Below are 17,432 nucleotides of genomic sequence, written 5' to 3'. Positions count from 1 at the left end.
GTAGTGGCGGGCAGGATCAACCGGCCGCGAATCCGCCCGCTAGCATCAGTGGAAGCGGGACGAATGCTCGTTAACCGAAGTAGTCGCTGAGCTGGGCGAATGTGAGGGAATCGGGCGCACACTGCCGGTGCGTCCGCGTTGAGGAAGAGGAACAGCAAGCTATGCCGATTGCTTCAGATCCGGGTGCGGATCAGGTGCCCGAATACGCCGCATGGCGCAAGGGTGTAGCCGGGGTGCTGGCGAAGGCTCGCCGCGTCGATGTCACCGACCTTCCCGAGGAGCCCGAGCGGCTGCTCGACGAAACCACCTACGACGGGCTGACCGTCGCCCCGCTCTACACCCGGCGCGACGAGCTGCCGGAGCAGCCGCTGCCCGGGACCTTCCCCTTCGTCCGCGGCCGGGACGCCACCCGCGACCCGCACCGGGGCTGGTTCGTCGGCGCGCGGGTCGTCCGACACGACGCCGCGGCGGCCAATCGCGAGATCCTCGCCGGACTGGAGAACGGGATCAGCGCGATCTGGCTCGGCGCGGGGGAGCGCGGCGTGCCGGTGGCGGATCTGCCGACCGCCCTGGCGGGCCTGCTGTTCGAATTGGCCCCGCTCACGCTGGACGCGGGCGGCGAGGCCGCCGCCGCGGCGGCGCGGGTGTTCGCCGTGCTCGATGAGTACGCGGCACCCGAGCGCGAAGACATCCGGATCGCCCTCGGCGCCGCACCGTTGACCAGCCGCTTCGCCGACCTCGCCGATATCGGCCTCGCCGAGGCCGTCGCGCTCGCCGGGCAGGCGGCAGGGCGGCCGGAGACGGTCCGCGCGATCACCGTGGACGGCACCGTGTTCCACGACGCGGGCGCCTCCGACGCACAGGAACTGGGCGCGGCCGTCGCCGCGGGCCTGGCCTACCTCCGGTCGCTGACCGAGAGCCTGGACATCGCGGACGCACTGGGGCAACTGGAGTTCCGGTTCGCGGCCACCGACGACCAGTTCGCCACCATCGCCAAGTTCCGTGCCGCCAGGCAGCTGTGGGGGCGGGTCGCGCAGGTGTGCGGCGCACCGGATTTCGGCGGTGCGCCGCAGCACGCGGTCACCTCGGCCGCCATGATGAGCCAGCGCGACCCCTGGGTGAACATGCTGCGCACCACGCTCGCCGCGTTCGGCGCGGGCATCGGCGGCGCCGACACCGTGACCGTGCTGCCGTTCGACTCGGCCCTGCCGCCCGGCGAACTCGGCGTCTCGAAGGCGTTCGCCGACCGCATGGCCCGCAACACCCAGCTGCTGCTGCTCGAGGAATCGCATCTGGGCCATGTGCTGGATCCGGGTGCGGGCTCGTGGTACATCGAAGACCTCACCGCCGCGCTGGCGGCGAAAGCGTGGGAGTTCCTCCAGGAGATCGAGGCGGCAGGCGGCTACCTCGCCGCGCTGGAGTCCGGTCTGCTCGCCGAGCGCGTCGCCGCGACCAAGGCCGCCCGCGACAGCGATGTCGCCCACCGCAAGACCGCCGTCACCGGCGTGAACGAATTCCCGAACCTGTCCGAGCAGCCGCTGTCGGAGGCGGCGCGGCAGACCGGACGGGTAGCCCGCTACGGCGCCGCGTTCGAGCAATTGCGCAACCGCTCCGACGCCTACCTCGCCGCACACGGTGCGCGGCCGAAGGCGCTGCTGGTGCCGCTCGGTTCGGTGGCCGAGCACAACGTACGGGTCACTTTCACCGCGAACCTGCTGGCCTCGGGCGGCATCGAGTCGATCAACCCCGGTCCGCTCGAGGTGAGCGCAATCGCCTCCGCGGCAACCGAAGCCGGGGCGCCGATCGCGGTGCTGTGCGGATCGGACACGCGCTACGGGTCCGAAGCCGGTGCGGCGGTGGAACAACTGCGCGCCGCGGGCGTGCCCACCGTGCTGCTGGCCGGCTCGGCGAAAGCCCTCGCCGAACTCGAGGACGCGCAGCGGCCGGACGGATTCCTCGCCGCCCGCATCGACGCCGTCGCCGCGCTGTCCGGCCTGCTGGAGAAGGTGGGAGCCTGATGACTACTCGTGAGATCAAGCACGTGATCGGCAGTTTCGCCGATGTCCCGCTGACCGAGCGCGCACCGGAGCCCGCCGCGGTCGACGCGGCCCAGGTGACGAAGTACGTGCGCGCCGCCGCGGCGGCCAACCAGTACGCCCCGCAACAGCTGGTGTGGTCGACGCCCGAAGGCATCGATGTGCCGCCGGTGTTCACCAAGGCCGACCGGGATGCCATCGCGGCCGAAGGGTATCCGCTCGACAGCGTGCCCGGCGTCGCGCCGTTCGTGCGCGGGCCGTACCCCACGATGTACGTCAACCAGCCGTGGACCATCCGCCAGTACGCGGGCTTCTCCACCGCCGCGGACTCGAACGCCTTCTACCGGCGCAATCTGCAGGCGGGCCAGAAGGGTCTGTCGGTCGCGTTCGACCTGGCCACCCACCGCGGCTACGACTCCGATCATCCGCGGGTACAGGGCGACGTCGGCATGGCGGGCGTCGCCATCGACTCGATCCTGGACATGCGGCAGCTGTTCGACCACATCCCGCTGGACCAGGTCAGCGTCTCGATGACGATGAACGGCGCGGTACTGCCGATCCTGGCGCTGTACGTCGTCGCCGCCGAGGAGCAGGGCGTCGCTCCCGAGCAGCTGGCCGGAACCATTCAGAACGACATTCTGAAGGAGTTCATGGTCCGCAACACCTACATCTACCCGCCGAAGCCCTCGATGCGGATCATCTCCGACATCTTCGCCTTTACCAGCGCGAAGATGCCGAAGTTCAACTCGATCTCCATCTCGGGCTATCACATCCAGGAGGCGGGCGCGACCGCCGACCTGGAGCTGGCCTACACCCTCGCCGACGGCGTCGAGTACATTCGCGCCGGCATCGACGCGGGCATGGAGGTCGACAAGTTCGCGCCGCGGCTGTCGTTCTTCTGGGCCATCGGCATGAACTTCTTCATGGAGGTGGCCAAGCTGCGCGCCGGGCGCCTGCTGTGGAGCGAGCTGGTCGCGGGGTTCAACCCGAAGAGCGCGAAATCGCTGTCGCTGCGCACCCATTCGCAGACTTCCGGCTGGTCGCTCACCGCGCAGGACGCTTACAACAACGTCGCCCGCACCTGCATCGAGGCGATGGCCGCCACCCAGGGCCACACCCAGTCGCTGCACACCAACGCGCTCGACGAGGCGCTGGCGCTGCCGACGGACTTCTCCGCCCGCATCGCCCGCAACACCCAGCTGTTGATCCAGCAGGAGTCCAACACCACCCGTCCGATCGACCCGTGGGGCGGCTCGTATTACGTCGAGTGGCTCACCCACCAGCTGGCCAACCGCGCCCGCGCGCACATCGCCGAGGTCGAGGCGCACGGCGGCATGGCCCAGGCGATCGGCGAGGGAATCCCGAAGCTGCGCATCGAGGAAGCCGCTGCCCGCACCCAGGCGCGTATCGACACCGGACAGCAACCGGTGATCGGCGTCAACAAGTACCAGGTCGAGGAAGACCAGCAGGTCGAGGTCCTCAAGGTCGAGAACTCGCGGGTGCGCGCCGAGCAGCTCGAGAAACTGCGGCGGCTGCGCGCCGAGCGCGACCCCGACGCCGTGCGGCGGGCGCTGGCCGAATTGACCCGCGCAGCGGCCTCTTCCGAGGGCGGCATGGCGAACAACCTGCTCGCGCTGGCGATCGACGCGGCGCGGGCCAAGGCCACCGTCGGTGAGATCTCCGACGCGCTCGAGCAGGTGTTCGGCCGCCACCAGGCCGAGATCCGTACGCTCTCCGGTGTGTACCGCGACGAGGCAGGAAAGGTCAGCAACATCACGAAGGCGAGTGAGCTGGTCGAGGAATTCGCCGAAGCGGAGGGTCGCAGGCCGCGCATCCTCGTCGCGAAGATGGGGCAGGACGGCCACGACCGGGGACAGAAGGTGATCGCCACGGCCTTCGCCGACCTGGGCTTCGACGTCGACGTGGGCCCGCTGTTCCAGACCCCGGAAGAGGTGGCGCGGCAGGCAGCCGACAACGACGTGCACGTCGTCGGCGTGTCGTCGCTGGCGGCAGGCCACCTCACGCTGGTGCCCGCCCTGCGGCAGGCGCTGGCCGATGCCGGGCGCCCCGACATCATGGTCATCGTCGGCGGCGTCATCCCGCCGGGTGACTTCGACGAGCTCTACCAGGCCGGCGCGGCGGCGATCTTCCCGCCCGGCACGGTGATCGCCGACGCGGCGATCGACCTGCTGAAGAAGCTCGGCGCCGAACTCGGTCACGAACTCGGCAGCGGCGCCGCGGATTCCGCCGCGACCGAATGAGCGAAGCCGGTTCCGCGGCGCGGGACACCCCGAGGGTGGCCGCGCGCCGGACGATCGACGTCGACGCCCTCGCCGCGGCGGTCCGCGCCAACGAGCGGGCCGCCCTGGCGCGGGCGATCACGTTGGTGGAGTCCACCAGGGCCGATCATCGGGCGCTGGCGCAGCAACTGCTGCTGAAGCTCACGCCGGAGGCGGGCTCCGCGGCCGCGCCCTCCAACCGGGTCGGCATCACGGGCGTTCCCGGGGTCGGCAAATCGACCTTCATCGACGCGCTCGGCATGTACCTGATCGGGCAGGGGCACCGGGTCGCCGTGCTCGCGGTCGACCCGTCCTCGACCAGGACCGGCGGCTCCATCCTCGGCGACAAGACCAGGATGGCGCGGCTGTCGGTGGAACGTGACGCCTACATCCGGCCTTCGCCCACCGCGGGCACGCTCGGCGGCGTCGCGAAGGCCACGCGCGAGACCATCGCACTGCTGGAAGCGGCGGGTTACGACGTGATCCTGGTGGAGACCGTCGGCGTAGGTCAGTCGGAGGTCACCGTCGCGAACATGGTCGACGTGTTCTGCTTCCTCACCCTGGCCCGGACCGGCGACCAGCTGCAAGGCATCAAGAAGGGCGTGCTCGAACTCGCCGACGTCGTCGCGGTGAACAAGGCCGACGGCAAACACGAGGTCGAGGCCAAGGCCGCGGCGCGGGAGCTCGCGGGTGCGCTGCGCCTGATCCACCCGCACGACGCGCTGTGGCGTCCACCGGTGCTGACCATGAGCGGGTTGGAAGGCGTCGGTCTGGATCGCTTCTGGAACACGGTGCTCGAACACCGCCGGGTGCTCACCGACGCCGGGGAGTTCGATGCGCAGCGCCGCCGCCAGCAGGTCGACTGGACCTGGACCATGGTGCACGACCAGTTGCTGCGCAGGCTCGCCGACAACCCGGAGGTGAAAGCCATTCGGGCGCAGGTGGAAAAGCAGGTCCGCGACGGCACGCTCACCGCCGCGCTCGCCGCCGAGGAACTGCTTCGCGCCTTCGACGGCCGCTGATCCGGTAAGCCCGCGGCACGGGTGTCGGTTACTGCCGCGTGCCGTTGAAGTAGACCCGCGCCACCACAGCGCGGTGGTCGGCACCCGGAAGTTCCACCGTGTCGACGGCGCCCGCGCGACCACCGGCGATCAGGATGTGGTCGATGCCGACCAGCGGCGGCCAGCGCTTGTCGGTCGGATAGGTGACCAGATGTCCGGCTCCCGCCTGTTCGGCCGCGTCGCCGAAGCGGCCGGACAGCAACGCGCGGAACTGCCGGTGGTCGTAGGTCGCGTTGAAATCGCCACCGACGATCGCCGGTCGATCCGCGGGCGATCGTTCCAGGATCGCGCGCAGCCGGGACAACTCGTCGGCCCAGACCCGCGTGCCGTACACCGGCGGCACCGGATGGAAGGCGTACACCGTGACCGGTCCGAGGCCGGGGATCCGCGCCGTCGCCGAGAGCTGGTTGAGCACGTAGCCGTCGTATTCGACGGTCTCCGACAAGGGGTAGCTGCTCCAGATTCCAGTCCCGGCCGCGGTTCTGGCCGGGGAGACATACCGGTAGGGCAACAACTGGTCGAGGCCCGCGCGGCCGAGATCCTCGATCGCCGCGGGGGTGAGCTCGTTGACGGTGAGCACGGCGACGTCCCGCGCGCGCACCTCGTCGACCAGCGCCCTGGGATCAGCTCCGTCGAAGAGGAGATTGGCCTGCATCACCGTGACCGGGTGACCGTCCTCGTGGCCGGGGCTACCGGCGTACAGCGGAGCTTGTGTCCACAGCGCGGTGGCGCCGACGAGGATCGCGACTCCCGCTCCGATCCAGTGCCGCCTGGCCAGGAACGCCGCCGCTCCCACGAGCGTGGAGCTCATCAGATACGGCGCTCCCGAAGCCGCGAGGGCCAGAACGCGGGATGACGACCCGTTGAAGTGCAAAGCGACCCCCGCGGCCCCGGTCAGTGCGGCAATCCACGCGAGCAGGTCGACACCGACTCGAACGGCCTTCGATCTCACACCCACACTCGAACACACCGATGGTTCGGAGCGTTCCGGCGGTTCGTGCCCGGGAGGCCGTGGTGCGCGGGTCGCGATCGGACTGTGTCGCCGAGGAGTCGGCGGCTGCCTGAACCGATCGGCCGGTCATTCGATGCCGAACAATGCCGCCGCGTTGTGGTGGCAGACCCGGCGCAACCAGTCGTCACCGAGATCGAGACGTTCCAGCGCCTCGATCGAATGACTATAGGAATGCGGAATATTGGGGAAATCGCTGCCGAACAGAATGCGATCGGCGAAGTCGCGCAGCCTGCCGTGTTCGTGGCTCGGGAAGGGCGCGTCGGCCTCGGAGAAATCGGTCCACACCATCGTGGTGTCCAGCCGCACCTCCGGGTAGTTCTCGGCCAGGTCGAGGAACTCGGAGTACTCGGGTGTGCCCATGTGCGCGACGATCAGCCGCAAGCGCGGAAACCGCCGCAGCACGCCGGCGATGGGCTCCGGCCCGGTATGCGTTCCGGGGGCGGGGCCGGAACCACAATGGATGACGATCGGAACGCGCGCGTCCTCGAGCAGACCCCACACCGGGTCCAGCTGCGGGTCGCCCGGATGATAGCCGCCGACTTGGACGTGCGCTTTGAACACGCGGGCTCCGCCTTCGACCGCCTCCCCGACATAGTTCGCCGCCTGCGGCTCGGGAAAGAACGTGGCGGTGTGCAGGCAATCCGGGGTGCGTGCGGCGAAGTCGGCGGTCCACTCGTTGAGCCACGCCGCCATGTCCGGCTTGTGTGGGTACACCAGCGCGGTGAACGCGCGAACACCGAAGTCGCGCAGGGTTTTCAACCGGACCTGGGCGTCGGCGCGGTAGGTGATCGGCCAGCTGCGGCCGGTCAGCGGACCGGCCGCGTCGAAGTACGCCCACACTTTCCGCATCACCCGGTCGGGCATGAAATGGGTGTGAACGTCGATGATGCCGGGCAGTCCCAGCCCGGCGCGGAAAGCGGACAGGTAGGCCGTGTCATCGGCGCCGGTCATCGGACCTCCTGAGCGGCGGGCGGGTGCACCGTTCGCGCGAAGTCGCCCACGCGGGCGATCAGGCGGTCGAAGAACAGCTCCGGGTCGGTGCCGATCACGATCTCGGCGTTGGGTTCCCGGCCCCACATGCCCGTCCAGTCGGCGACCGTGGTGGCGCGGGTGATCGCGCCCGCCAACTCCACGTCCACTGTCGCGGGGCGGGTGCGGGCCAGCGCCGGGTCCAGTGCCACCGCGGCCGCGAACGGATCGTGCATATGAGCCAGATATCCGAGGTCGTAGCCGTGATGGAAATCGAAGTAGAACCGCACGGCATCGGTGACGTGCCGGACGATCGGGTTGCTCGTGGCCGAGCGGTTCCAGGGCGGATCGGCCGGTGAGACGATCTCCACCGGGAAGCTCTTCGCGCGTTCGGCGAGGCGGACCAGGTGCTCGGGACGCATCTCGATGGTCTCGGTGATGTCGAGCGCGCAGACGATCGGCCTGCGCTCGGCGGGCGCGGCGGCGAACGCGTCGAAGACCTCTTTGGCGGCCTCCGGGTCGACGTGCACGTTCCACTCGTTGGTCGGGGTCGTGTTTCCCGGATGGTTGAACGCGCCGGCCATGATCACCAGACGGTTCAGCAGCAGCGGCAGGTCCGGTTCGATCCGGAGGGCGAGGGCGAGGTTGGTCAACGGTCCGGTGCACAGGCCGACGATCTCGCCGGGATGCGCGCGCGCCAGTTCCGCCCACATCGACGCGGCCGATCGCGGAGACAGGCGGCGAGCCGACACGGGTAGCTCGGCGTAGCCGATGCCCTGCGGTCCGTGCGTGTCCTCGGTGGTGCGCAGCGGGATCGCCAAGGGATCGGCGGCGCCCAGCGCCACTTCGATCTCGGGCGCGTCGCAGAGGTCGAGCCAAGCCAGATTGTTCGCCGCCACCTGCGCCGCCCCGACGTTGCCGGCCGTGGCGGCGATCCCGGCGATCTCGGCCTCGGGGGAACCGAGCAGGTACAGCAGCGCGAGGGAGTCGTCGATGCCGGTATCGACGTCCAGGATGATCTTCTGCCGCACGGCACGAGACTAGCGAGCCGAGACCCCGGCGCGGCGCGGAGGTCACGGTAACCAGGTGGTCGCGCCAGATAGTACATGTGTCTAGTACGTTTGTCTGAGACGCGGTAGCCTGTGGTCATGGGAAATCGCGAGGATCTGCTGGCGGGAGCACGGAAAGTCATCGTCGAGCGAGGCGTCGCCAAGGCGACGGCCCGCGACATCGCCTCGGCGGCCGGTGTGAGCCTGGCCGCGATCGGATACCACTTCGGCTCGAAGGAGCAATTGATCACCGAGGCGCTGACCGACACGCTGGGCACCGCTATCGGCGACAGCATGGAGGCGAAGATTCGCCAGGGCAGCGGTACGGCGCCGCTGGCGGCGTTCGCCGCGTTGTGGAACGAGATGCCCGCGGTGTTCATCGAGAATCGTGACAGCATGCTGGCGAGCATGGAGAACCTGGTGCGCGTCGCCCGGTCGCCGGAGTCGCAGAAGTACTTCGCCCAGAGCCTGCCCGGAGCCTATCGGGACATCGCGGAAGCGCTGCGGCATGCGCACCCCCAGCTGAGCGAAGACCAGGCCGGAGCGCTCGCGCAGCTGTACTTCGTGCTCGTTCAGGGGCTCGGGGTGCTGCAGACCCTCGTTCCGGAATCGAACCTGCCGGACGGCGACCGCCTGGCACAGGCGGTCGCCGTGCTCGCCGGAATCGAGGGTTAGTGCTCGCTCGACAGCTCCCCGGCGGGAATGTGGCGCAAACGAAGCACGGCGACCACCGAAAGCGCGAGGGCCGCCACGGCAGCGATGTAGGCCGTCACATGAACCCCGTGCAAGAACGCTTCCCGCGCGGCACGCAGAACCGCCTCGCCCAGCTCCGCGGGCAAGCCGGCGACCGTGTGCACGGCGCCGCCGAGGGTGTCGCGCACCGAGCGCCCGGCCTCGCCGGGCAGACCGGCGGGCAGCGAGTCGGCGAGATCGCCGCGATAGAGCGCGACGCTGATGCTGCCGAGGATCGAAATACCGAGCGCGCCACCGAGTTCCGCACCCGTCTCGGAGACGCCCGCGGCGGCGCCCGCCTGCTCCTGGGGCGCTGAGCCGACGATCAGTTCGGTGGTGATGCCGAACACCGGGGCCAGACCCAGCGCGATGATCACCGAGGCGATGAGCGCGAGCAGCACACCGCCGGTCACGGCGATCCGCGTCATCAGCAGCAGCCCGACAGCCGAGGCCGCCAAGCCCGAGCCGATCAGGTACGCCGGGCGCACCACCCGGACGATGCGGGGGGCCAGCTGGGAACCGACGATGAAGCCGAGACCGGACGGCGCCATCGCCAGGCCCGCGGCCAGCGGGGACAGGCCGAGCACGAGCTGGAAGTACTGGGCCACGAACAGGAAGTAGCCGAAGGCGACGAAGACGCCGACCACGTTGATCAGCAGCGCGATCCGGAACGTGCGCAACCGGAACAGCCGCAGATCCAGCATCGGGTCCCGGCTGCCGAGTTGCCTGCGCACGAACACGACGCCGACCGCGAGACCACCGGCGATCGCGAGCGCCGCACCGCCGCCGAGCCCGTCCTGGGCGATCTTCTTCATGCCGAACACCAGCGCGATCATCGCCGCGACGCACAGCGCGGCACTGAGCGGGTCGAGTCGCGCGGCATCCGGGTCGCGATACTCCGGCAGCACTTTCGGCCCCAGGACCAGCAGCAACGCCATGACCGGCACGGCGAGCAGGAACACCGAGCCCCACCAGAACCGCTCCAGCAGCACGCCGCCGAACAACGGTCCGACCGCGCCGCCCGCGGAGAACGCGCCGACCCACACCCCGACCGCGACCGAGCGCTGCCTGGTGTCTCGGAACATGCTGAACAGCAGCGACAGTGTGGACGGCGCAAGCGTGGCGCCCGCGACCCCTTGCAGCGCGCGGCAGGTGATGAGCAGTTCCGCGCTGGGCGCGAACGCCGCGACCACCGAGACCACCGCGAACGCCGCCGCGCCGGCCATGAGCAGTTTGCGGCGGCCGACGCGGTCACCGAGGGTGCCCATGGTGACCAGCAACCCGGCCACCATGAACCCGTAGACGTCGATGATCCACAGCAGTTGCGAGCTGGTCGGACGCAGTTCGGCGCTGATCATCGGCACGGCCAGGTGCAGCACCGTCATGTCCATCGCGTAGACCAGGCAGGCCAGCGCCAGCACACCGAGGCCGATCCACTCGCGCTTGCCTGCCAGCGGTTCGGCGACGCGGTCGCGCGTGGTGTCCACGGCGCGGGTTCCTTCCGAAACGGTGTCGATGAGCGTCATGCCGGTTCAGACGACGCGAGAAGCACCATTTCATCGCCCGCACCGGTGGCGCAAAGGATTTTCCGCGGCGCCCCGGCGCGAGGGGTCAGTGCGCGGGCAGTGGCCAGGCGGGACTATCCGCGCCGTAGGCGGGCGCGGGCCAGGAATAATCCGGGTATTCGGCGAGCGCGGGCGGCGCGGTGACGACCTGACCGTGCCGGACCACTTCCGCCGCGCTCGGCGCTGCCGCCGTGGCGTGGCGCGGCGTGCGCTCCGGCGCGTCGAGCAGCCAGGACGCGGTGCGGGCCAAAGCCACGCGCACGTCCCGTCCTCGGCCGTCGTCACGGCGCGCCACCAAAGCGTCGATCACGCCGGCGGCGAGCAGGTAGCCCGACGCGTGGTCGAGTGCCTGGGCGGGCAGCGCGCCGGGCACGGCGGGCGCGCCCTCGAGAATCGAGATGCCGGACGCGGCCTGCACGATGCTGTCGAAGCCGCGCCGTCCGCCCCACGGGCCGGCCTCACCCCACGCGGACACCCGGCCGTGCACCAGGCCGGGACGGGCGGCGGCCCGCACGCCCGCGCGCTCGAGCGCGCCCGGCCGGTATCCGGTGACCAGCACGTCGGCGGCGGCGACCAAGTCGTCGATGCCGCGGGTACGCAGGTCGACCAATGTGGACCGTTTGCCCTGGCAGGTGTCGGTGAATTGCCAGGGAATCTCGGGCAGCCGCGGCGGATCGACGCGCAACACCTCGGCGCCGAGCAACGCCAACGCCCGTGTGGCGACCGGGCCCGCGATCACCCTGGTCAGGTCCAGCACGCGCAGTCCCCGCAGGGGCCGCAAAGGCGCGGCGCCCGCGGGCAGGCCGGTCTCGCCGCGGTCGCCGCGCGGTGCGATCGCCACCAGCGGACCCGCGGCGGCGGCCTGTCCTTCCGGGCTGGCGGTCCATTCCTCCTCGGTGCGCACGCGGACCGCGATGGCGCCGTGCGCGGCGGCCTGATCCTCCAGGTCCGAGGCGCGGAGCATGGCCATCTGGGCGACGGCGAGATCGACCGGCGCGGACTCGGGCAGCCCGAGCGCGGCCAGCAGCCGCGCCCGGTGATGCGGATAGTTGGCGTGGGTGCGAACCCACCCGTCGAAGGTGGGGAAGAAGCCGGAGAGGTCGGCGAACGACGTCGGCGCCCGGCCCCCGATGCGCAGCAGACGCTCACTGGAGAAGGCCGCGGTGATGCGGGCCGGATCGATGCGGTGTGCCACCGGGTCGAGACCGCGCGCGGTCCGCATCCGGTTCGCGGCCGCCGTCAGCGCCGCGATCGAACCGGCGGCCAGCGCCCAGACCGGTAGTGTCGCGGCGAGATTGCTACCCGGATCGGGCGCGGGGGAGATGGGCGAGGCGGTGACACCGATACCGGCCTCGTAGTCGCGGACGAGCCGTGCGTGCGTGTTCACTCGCTTCAGCCTAGATGCTCCCTATGAGACGCCGCCCGCGGTGGTCGTCGCGGCCGCGGCAGGCGAAGACCGCGATATCGGGGCCGCACCGCCGTTGCGAGACGCGACCTGGGGCGTTCCGGCTCGCGCATGAGGACGGCTCCCGTGCCGGTGCGCTGTGGGTCGATACGGCGGGGTGTGCACGGATCCGATAGCGCGCTCGCGCGGGTGGTTTCGCCGAGGGCGCTGCCGCGCGGGCCGTCCGATCGCACGAGTGCGTCGCCGAGATAGCGGATGAGGTGCTGGGCCCCGGCTCGTCGGCGGTGTCATCCAGTGGACTTCGGCTTCTCGTATCTGATGGTTTCCGGTCAGAGCCACTAGGACTCCACAGGGCTGAAAGAAGCTGCCGGAGCGGGCTTCTCGCCAGTGAGGATAGCGACCCGCGCGTCAATCCGCCGAATTGGCCAGGATATTCGAATGCTGCGCCGCAGCAACCGGCGCGGGACGCCGCGCTGATCCGATGACCTGTCCGCCGCGTGCGGACATCGAGGCAGAGCATGACCGGCCGCACTGGGATAGCGCGCGGCTCAGATATGTGAGGTCGAGCGACGATGACGAACGTCCGTGCCGGAAGTGCGGAATATGCGGTGCCGACGACCAGGACCAAGAGCTTCCCGATGCGGGAAAGCATTCCGGTCTTCGGTAACGACATGCAGACGCGCACCGCCTTGATCCCGGACCGGGTTCGCTGCGCACCGATCAGCCACGACTACGAACTGCTGGCCGTGCAGGACGCACAGAACGCCGGATACCTGCGGGAGATCCAGGATCTCGCGGCCGAGCGCGCCGCGCTCGGCACCGCCGGTCACGACCAGGCCACGCGGTTGCGCGCGCGGCAACTCGAGGTCGCGCTCGCGGCGGCGACGGCGGACGCGTTCGCCGCGGGAGTCGACTCCGCCGACGTCGATCGTGCGGTGGAGTACGGCCGCGACGGCGCCTACTGGGCCGATCGGCCCGCCCATCGCTACCTCGGCCGCATCGCCCAGCTCACCGACGAAATGCATTCGCGTCTCAGCGAGTTGGACGGTTATCGGCGGCGGATCGCCGAGCTCGAACAGCGGCTGGCACAGCATCGTCCCGGCGGTTTCTGAACTGTCCGCCCCGCTCCCGTGACCCCGGTGCGGTGCGCGCCGCCCGGGACGGGATGCCGCATCGGCGCAGTAGATCTTTCGGGCCGCCGTGGTCGCGGCGAGCCCGTGGAGCGCCTTCGTCACCGTGGATCAGCTACAGACCATCACGCCCTGATCGTCCTCCCCCTGTGGCCGGGCCGCTACCGTGGTCTGGTCCGGCTCGCGCCGGGGCCGACGACGAAGAAGGGAGACCGAACGTGGCTGGCGCCATCACCGACTCGGAATGGTTGCGGACCCTGCGATCCGAGGCGGTCGTGCGGCAACACCTGCTGTGTTTCCCGCCGGGTGGCGGATCGGCCACGGCATACCGGGACCTCGCGCAGCGCTTCGGGGCGGGTGTCGCGGTGCTCGCGGTGCAGTATCCCGGGCGGCAGGACCGGTTGGGTGAGGACTTGATCGCCGACCTCGTCGTCCTCGCGGACCGGATCGCCCAGCAGGTGCTCGCGCAGGGACCGGTCGCGCGGCTGTCGTTGTTCGGGCACAGCATGGGCGCGACCGTGGCGTTCGAGACCGCACGCAGGCTCGAGCGTGCCGGGCAGCCGGTGGCCACGCTGTTCGTGTCCGGCCGTCCCGCGCCGACATTCGAGGAGACGCAGCGGCTGCACCTGGCCTCCGACGACGACCTCATCGACGACCTGGTGCGGCTGGCCTTCGACCCCGCGCCACTCGAGATGCTGCGCGCCGAGCCGAGCATCGCCGAACTGGTGCTGCCCGCCGTGCGTGCCGATTACCGCGCGGTCGAGACCTATCGCTATCAGCCTGGGGAGCCGTTGCGCGCAGACATCGCGGCGCTGGTCAGCACCGAGGATCCGACGATGCGGCCCGAGCAGGCCGACGAATGGCGGGCGCACACCGGCGGAGAATTCGACCGGGCGACCTTCCCCGGCGGGCACTTCTACCTGGACGAGCACGGTGCGCAGGTCGCGGACTTCATCGAACGCCACCTCCGCCCCTGACAGCGGGAGCACGGTTCGATCGGCTGGACGGGTGCTACCGCACGGCCGGGGCGGGCCGCCTGCGCATCATCCACATGTAACCGATCCAGGACGCCGCCACCAGCGCGGCCGCCGATGCCCGTACCAATCCGAGCGCGTCTTCGGGGTAGATCACACCGGTGATGTAGTGGTCGATGAACCCGCTCGACGGCAACCGCGACTGGCCGGCGCGCTCGCGCGCCCAGTTCTCCAGATGCGTCAGGGGGCAGTCGAATCCGGCCACGATCGTGCTGAACCCCCATCCGGCGGCGATCAGGTGCAGCCAGATCGTGCGCGGAAAGCGCCACGCGAGTAACCCGCCGATCACCACGTAGGCCACGAACAGGAAATGCGTGACGGCGACGGCGTCGGCCAACAGCCGATAGAGCACCTCTCCAGGGTAGCCTTTCGCCGCGCGGCGGACGCTGGAGCGGCGGCTACCACGGGGAAGGCTGATAGTCCTTGAGGAAGCAGCCGAACAGATCGGTGCCGTTCTCACCCTGCACGATCGGGTCGTAGACCCGCGCCGCGCCGTCGACGAGGTCCAGCGGCGCGTGGAACCCCTCCTCGGCCAGGCGCATCTTGGTGTAGTGGGGGCGTTCGTCGGTGATCCACCCGGTGTCGACCGCGGTCATCAGAATGCCGTCCTGCTCGAACATTTCCCGCGCGCTGGTGCGGGTCAACATGTTCAGCGCGGCTTTGGCCATATTGGTGTGCGGGTGCCCGGGGCCCTTGTAGGCACGGGAGAACTGCCCCTCCATAGCCGAGACGTTCACGACGTACTTGCGGCGCGCCCGCGCGGCGGCCATGGCCGGGCGCAGACGCGAGACCAGGATGAACGGCGCCACCGAGTTGCACAGCTGCACTTCGAGCAGTTCGGTGGGATCGACCTCCGCGACGGTCTGCACCCAGCTGTTGGTGTGTGCGAGGTCGGGTACCAGGCCGCCGGCGTCGATCGCCACGCCGCGCGAAATGCGTTCCGGCGTCGCCGATCCCGCGACCAAGGCCAGCTCGGCGACGTCGGCGGCGGTCAGGGCCGGGGTGAGCGAGGCGGTCAGCGCGGTGGGGTGCGCCTGCATGGTCTTGCCGAAGCTCACCACTTCCGGCAACGCGCCGGCAGGCAGCGGTCCTGACTCGGCCTCGACCAGCGCGCTGTAGGCGCCGGGGGAGCGGCGCACGGTCTGCGCGGCGTTGTTGATCAGGATGTCCAGCGGGCCCTGGGCGGCGACGTCGTCGGCCAGGGCGACCACTTGGGCGGGGTCGCGCAGGTCGATTCCGACGATCCGCAACCGGTGCAGCCAGTCCGCGCTGTCGTCCATAGCGGCGAAACGCCGAATGGCGTCGTTGGGGAAGCGCGTGGTGATGGTGGTGTGCGCGCCGTCGCGCAGCAGCCGCAGCGCGATGTACATGCCGATCTTGGCGCGGCCGCCCGTGAGCAGTGCTCGTCGGCCGCTCAGATCGGCACGGGCATCTCGTTTCGCGTGGCTGCTCGCCGCACAGTCCGGGCACAGCTGGTGGTAGAAGGCGTCGACCCGGGTGTAGCGCTGCTTGCAGATGTAGCAGGGCCGCGGGCGCGTCAGCGTCCCCGCGCTGGCCCCGGTCGTGGCCGAGCTGATCGGGATGCCCGCGGTCTCGTCGTCGATCCGGTTGGGTGAGCCGGTCGCGGTTGCGGCGATCACCGCGCGGTCGGCGGCCGAGACCGCCTCGCGCGCTTGCGAGCGGCGCCGTTGCTTGAGCTTCTTGAACATGTGCCCGACCGCCCGCTGCACGGCCATCGAGTCGGGATGATCCTTTTCCAGCGTTCCGGCGTGCTCCAGGACCCGAAGGCAGGTCGCGAGGTCTTCGGGATCGATCATGCTTTCTGCCATCGCGGCTATGGACATCCTTCGGCGAGCTGGGCAATCGACCGGCCCATTGTCGCAAACCCGCCCGCGGGGTAGCCGCCCGGTCGCCGGTGAACGCGCCGGACCACCATCGCTCAGTTGCTGCGCGGGGTGATCGCGGCGCGGTCGGCGCGCAGGTCGTCGACGAAATTGGCGATCGCCTCGGCGACCAGCAAAGGTTCGGTGATCGGCAGCCAGTGGTCCGCCGGAACGGCGCGGCGCCACAGCTTGTCGACCCACCGGGCGGAGGCGTCGTATACGGCGGCGGGGATGAACGGGTCGGTGGCGTCGACCAGCAACTGGACCGGAACGGCCGTACGCCGCACCCGCGGCTTGCCCAGGTGGTGCAGCAGATTGGCGTGCGCGATGCGCGCACCCGCGACGAGGTCGGTGCGCCACGTGCGTGCCACCCGCGCGGGCAACGGCGCGACACCGCCGAGCTGTCGCACGAGGAGACCGCGCACGCGCGGCGGATAGAGCCTGCGGGCGATCGCGCCGGGGGTGAGTGCCCAGCGCGCCCCGCGCAGCCACCAGCCCAGGTCGCCGATTTCACGGCCGGCGCGCGGCGCCAGGGCGCGCAGCCACAGGCCCAGATGGTCGAGGTTCGGTCCGGCGATCGCGGTGAACGAGGCGACGCGGGTGTTGGCGCGCTCGTCGTAGACCGCCTCCCACAGCTGCACCGCACCCCAGCCGTGGCCGCACGCGTGCACCGCACGGTTCGGGCTGGCGGCCTCGATCACCGCGAAGAAGTCCTCCGCCAGTCGACCGAGGCGATACTCCGACAGCTCTTCGGAGGCGACCGACCGCCCGTGTCCGCGCACGTCGTAGGTGATCACCCGGAATCCGTCGGCCAGCAGGGCCGCGACCGTGGCCCACACGTGATGGGTATCGGTGAGGCCGTGCACCAGAACCAAGGGGTCCGCGGCAACGTCGCCCCATTCGAAGACAGCGAGATCGGCGCCGTCCCGGTCGACCGTCCAGGTGCGGTCGGGGCGGGGCGTTTCGGTGGTGTCGAGCAGTTCGGTCATGTCCTTACCTCGTTCGCTGCCGGCTACCGATCCGAAGGCACGTCGCCGTCGTGCCAGATGTCAGTAATTCCCATACGGACAGTACGAAGTATTGACCGCTCGAGGCAGGGGTGAAACGCCCGAATATGGCGCAGCTCACCCGCGGTCGCGCGGCATCGTTGGCGCACCGTCGACATCGCCGAGGTCCCCGGGTCTCTCTTTCGAAAGGTTGCCGATATCCCTGGGCCGGCATCGACTGTCCGGACCGTCTCCGGATGGCTCCTGCTTTTGTTGACATCTCGCCAATAG

General features: G+C 70.1%; 14 protein-coding genes. 6 read left to right on the top strand and 8 right to left on the bottom strand.

The genetic code is table 11. The annotated features are described in order from the left end of the window. Positions 1–161 precede the first annotated feature (161 nt). Genes GVY39_RS19120 through meaB form a run of 3 tightly spaced genes read left to right on the top strand, consistent with a single transcriptional unit; the run spans position 162 to position 5,337 of the window. Positions 162–2,018: a methylmalonyl-CoA mutase family protein gene (locus GVY39_RS19120; RefSeq protein WP_159926414.1), complete on the top strand. Its 1,857-nt coding sequence runs from the start codon at positions 162–164 to the stop codon at positions 2,016–2,018. Next, positions 2,018–4,297: a methylmalonyl-CoA mutase gene (gene scpA, locus GVY39_RS19115; protein ID WP_159926416.1), complete on the top strand. Its 2,280-nt coding sequence runs from the start codon at positions 2,018–2,020 to the stop codon at positions 4,295–4,297. The genes GVY39_RS19120 and scpA overlap by 1 nt, the downstream gene beginning before the upstream one ends. After that, positions 4,294–5,337 carry a methylmalonyl Co-A mutase-associated GTPase MeaB gene (gene meaB / locus GVY39_RS19110; protein ID WP_159926418.1) on the top strand — a complete coding sequence of 348 codons (1,044 nt, stop codon included), beginning with the start codon at positions 4,294–4,296 and terminating at the stop codon, positions 5,335–5,337. The genes scpA and meaB overlap by 4 nt, the downstream gene beginning before the upstream one ends. Positions 5,338–5,365: 28 nt before the next feature. Here meaB and GVY39_RS19105 read toward each other — a convergent pair whose 3' ends face one another. The 3 genes from GVY39_RS19105 to GVY39_RS19095 all read right to left on the bottom strand — a co-directional run bounded on the left by GVY39_RS19105 (position 5,366) and on the right by GVY39_RS19095 (position 8,388). Beyond that, positions 5,366–6,328, bottom strand: coding sequence for an endonuclease/exonuclease/phosphatase family protein (locus GVY39_RS19105; RefSeq protein WP_195140030.1), 963 nt, complete (start codon positions 6,326–6,328; stop codon positions 5,366–5,368). Positions 6,329–6,454: 126 nt separating this feature from the next. Beyond that, positions 6,455–7,339, bottom strand: a complete 885-nt coding sequence (locus tag GVY39_RS19100; RefSeq protein WP_159926422.1) for an amidohydrolase family protein — start codon at positions 7,337–7,339, stop codon at positions 6,455–6,457. Next, positions 7,336–8,388: a nucleoside hydrolase gene (locus GVY39_RS19095; RefSeq protein WP_159926424.1), complete on the bottom strand. Its 1,053-nt coding sequence runs from the start codon at positions 8,386–8,388 to the stop codon at positions 7,336–7,338. The genes GVY39_RS19100 and GVY39_RS19095 overlap by 4 nt, the downstream gene beginning before the upstream one ends. A gap of 117 nt (positions 8,389–8,505) precedes the next feature. Here GVY39_RS19095 and GVY39_RS19090 point away from each other — a divergent pair, with 117 nt between their 5' ends. Next, a complete protein-coding gene (locus tag GVY39_RS19090) occupies positions 8,506–9,081 on the top strand; it encodes a TetR/AcrR family transcriptional regulator (protein ID WP_159926426.1) in 576 nt (191 codons plus the stop codon). Here GVY39_RS19090 and GVY39_RS19085 read toward each other — a convergent pair. Both GVY39_RS19085 and GVY39_RS19080 read right to left on the bottom strand, forming a co-directional pair. Further along, positions 9,078–10,664 (bottom strand): MFS transporter, encoded by a 1,587-nt coding sequence (locus tag GVY39_RS19085; protein WP_159926428.1) that lies wholly within the window; start codon positions 10,662–10,664, stop codon positions 9,078–9,080. The two genes, GVY39_RS19090 and GVY39_RS19085, sit on opposite strands and share 4 nt — an antisense overlap. Positions 10,665–10,749: 85 nt before the next feature. Continuing rightward, positions 10,750–12,090, bottom strand: coding sequence for a CoA transferase (locus GVY39_RS19080; RefSeq protein WP_159926430.1), 1,341 nt, complete (start codon positions 12,088–12,090; stop codon positions 10,750–10,752). A gap of 590 nt (positions 12,091–12,680) precedes the next feature. Here GVY39_RS19080 and GVY39_RS19075 point away from each other — a divergent pair. Further along, a complete protein-coding gene (locus GVY39_RS19075) occupies positions 12,681–13,220 on the top strand; it encodes a hypothetical protein (protein WP_159926432.1) in 540 nt (179 codons plus the stop codon). A 236-nt stretch (positions 13,221–13,456) separates the two neighbouring features. Continuing rightward, the gene (locus GVY39_RS19070; RefSeq protein ID WP_236565536.1) at positions 13,457–14,215 is read left to right on the top strand and encodes a thioesterase II family protein; all 759 of its coding nucleotides are present in this window, start codon (positions 13,457–13,459) and stop codon (positions 14,213–14,215) included. A gap of 34 nt (positions 14,216–14,249) precedes the next feature. Here GVY39_RS19070 and GVY39_RS19065 read toward each other — a convergent pair whose 3' ends face one another. The 3 genes from GVY39_RS19065 to GVY39_RS19055 form a co-directional block, all read right to left on the bottom strand. Next, positions 14,250–14,624 (bottom strand): DUF2784 domain-containing protein, encoded by a 375-nt coding sequence (locus GVY39_RS19065; protein WP_159926434.1) that lies wholly within the window; start codon positions 14,622–14,624, stop codon positions 14,250–14,252. 46 nt (positions 14,625–14,670) lie between these two features. Beyond that, positions 14,671–16,101: an SDR family NAD(P)-dependent oxidoreductase gene (locus tag GVY39_RS19060; RefSeq protein ID WP_159926436.1), complete on the bottom strand. Its 1,431-nt coding sequence runs from the start codon at positions 16,099–16,101 to the stop codon at positions 14,671–14,673. Positions 16,102–16,211: 110 nt separating this feature from the next. Next, positions 16,212–17,144 carry an alpha/beta fold hydrolase gene (locus tag GVY39_RS19055; protein WP_159926438.1) on the bottom strand — a complete coding sequence of 311 codons (933 nt, stop codon included), beginning with the start codon at positions 17,142–17,144 and terminating at the stop codon, positions 16,212–16,214. Positions 17,145–17,432 lie beyond the last annotated feature (288 nt).

The sequence above is a fragment of the Nocardia sp. CY15 genome (assembly GCF_009829295.1).
GTDB lineage: Bacteria > Actinomycetota > Actinomycetes > Mycobacteriales > Mycobacteriaceae > Nocardia > Nocardia sputi.
The sequence above is the reverse complement of the archived record's forward strand: the minus strand, read 5'-3'. Positions and strand labels throughout refer to the sequence as shown.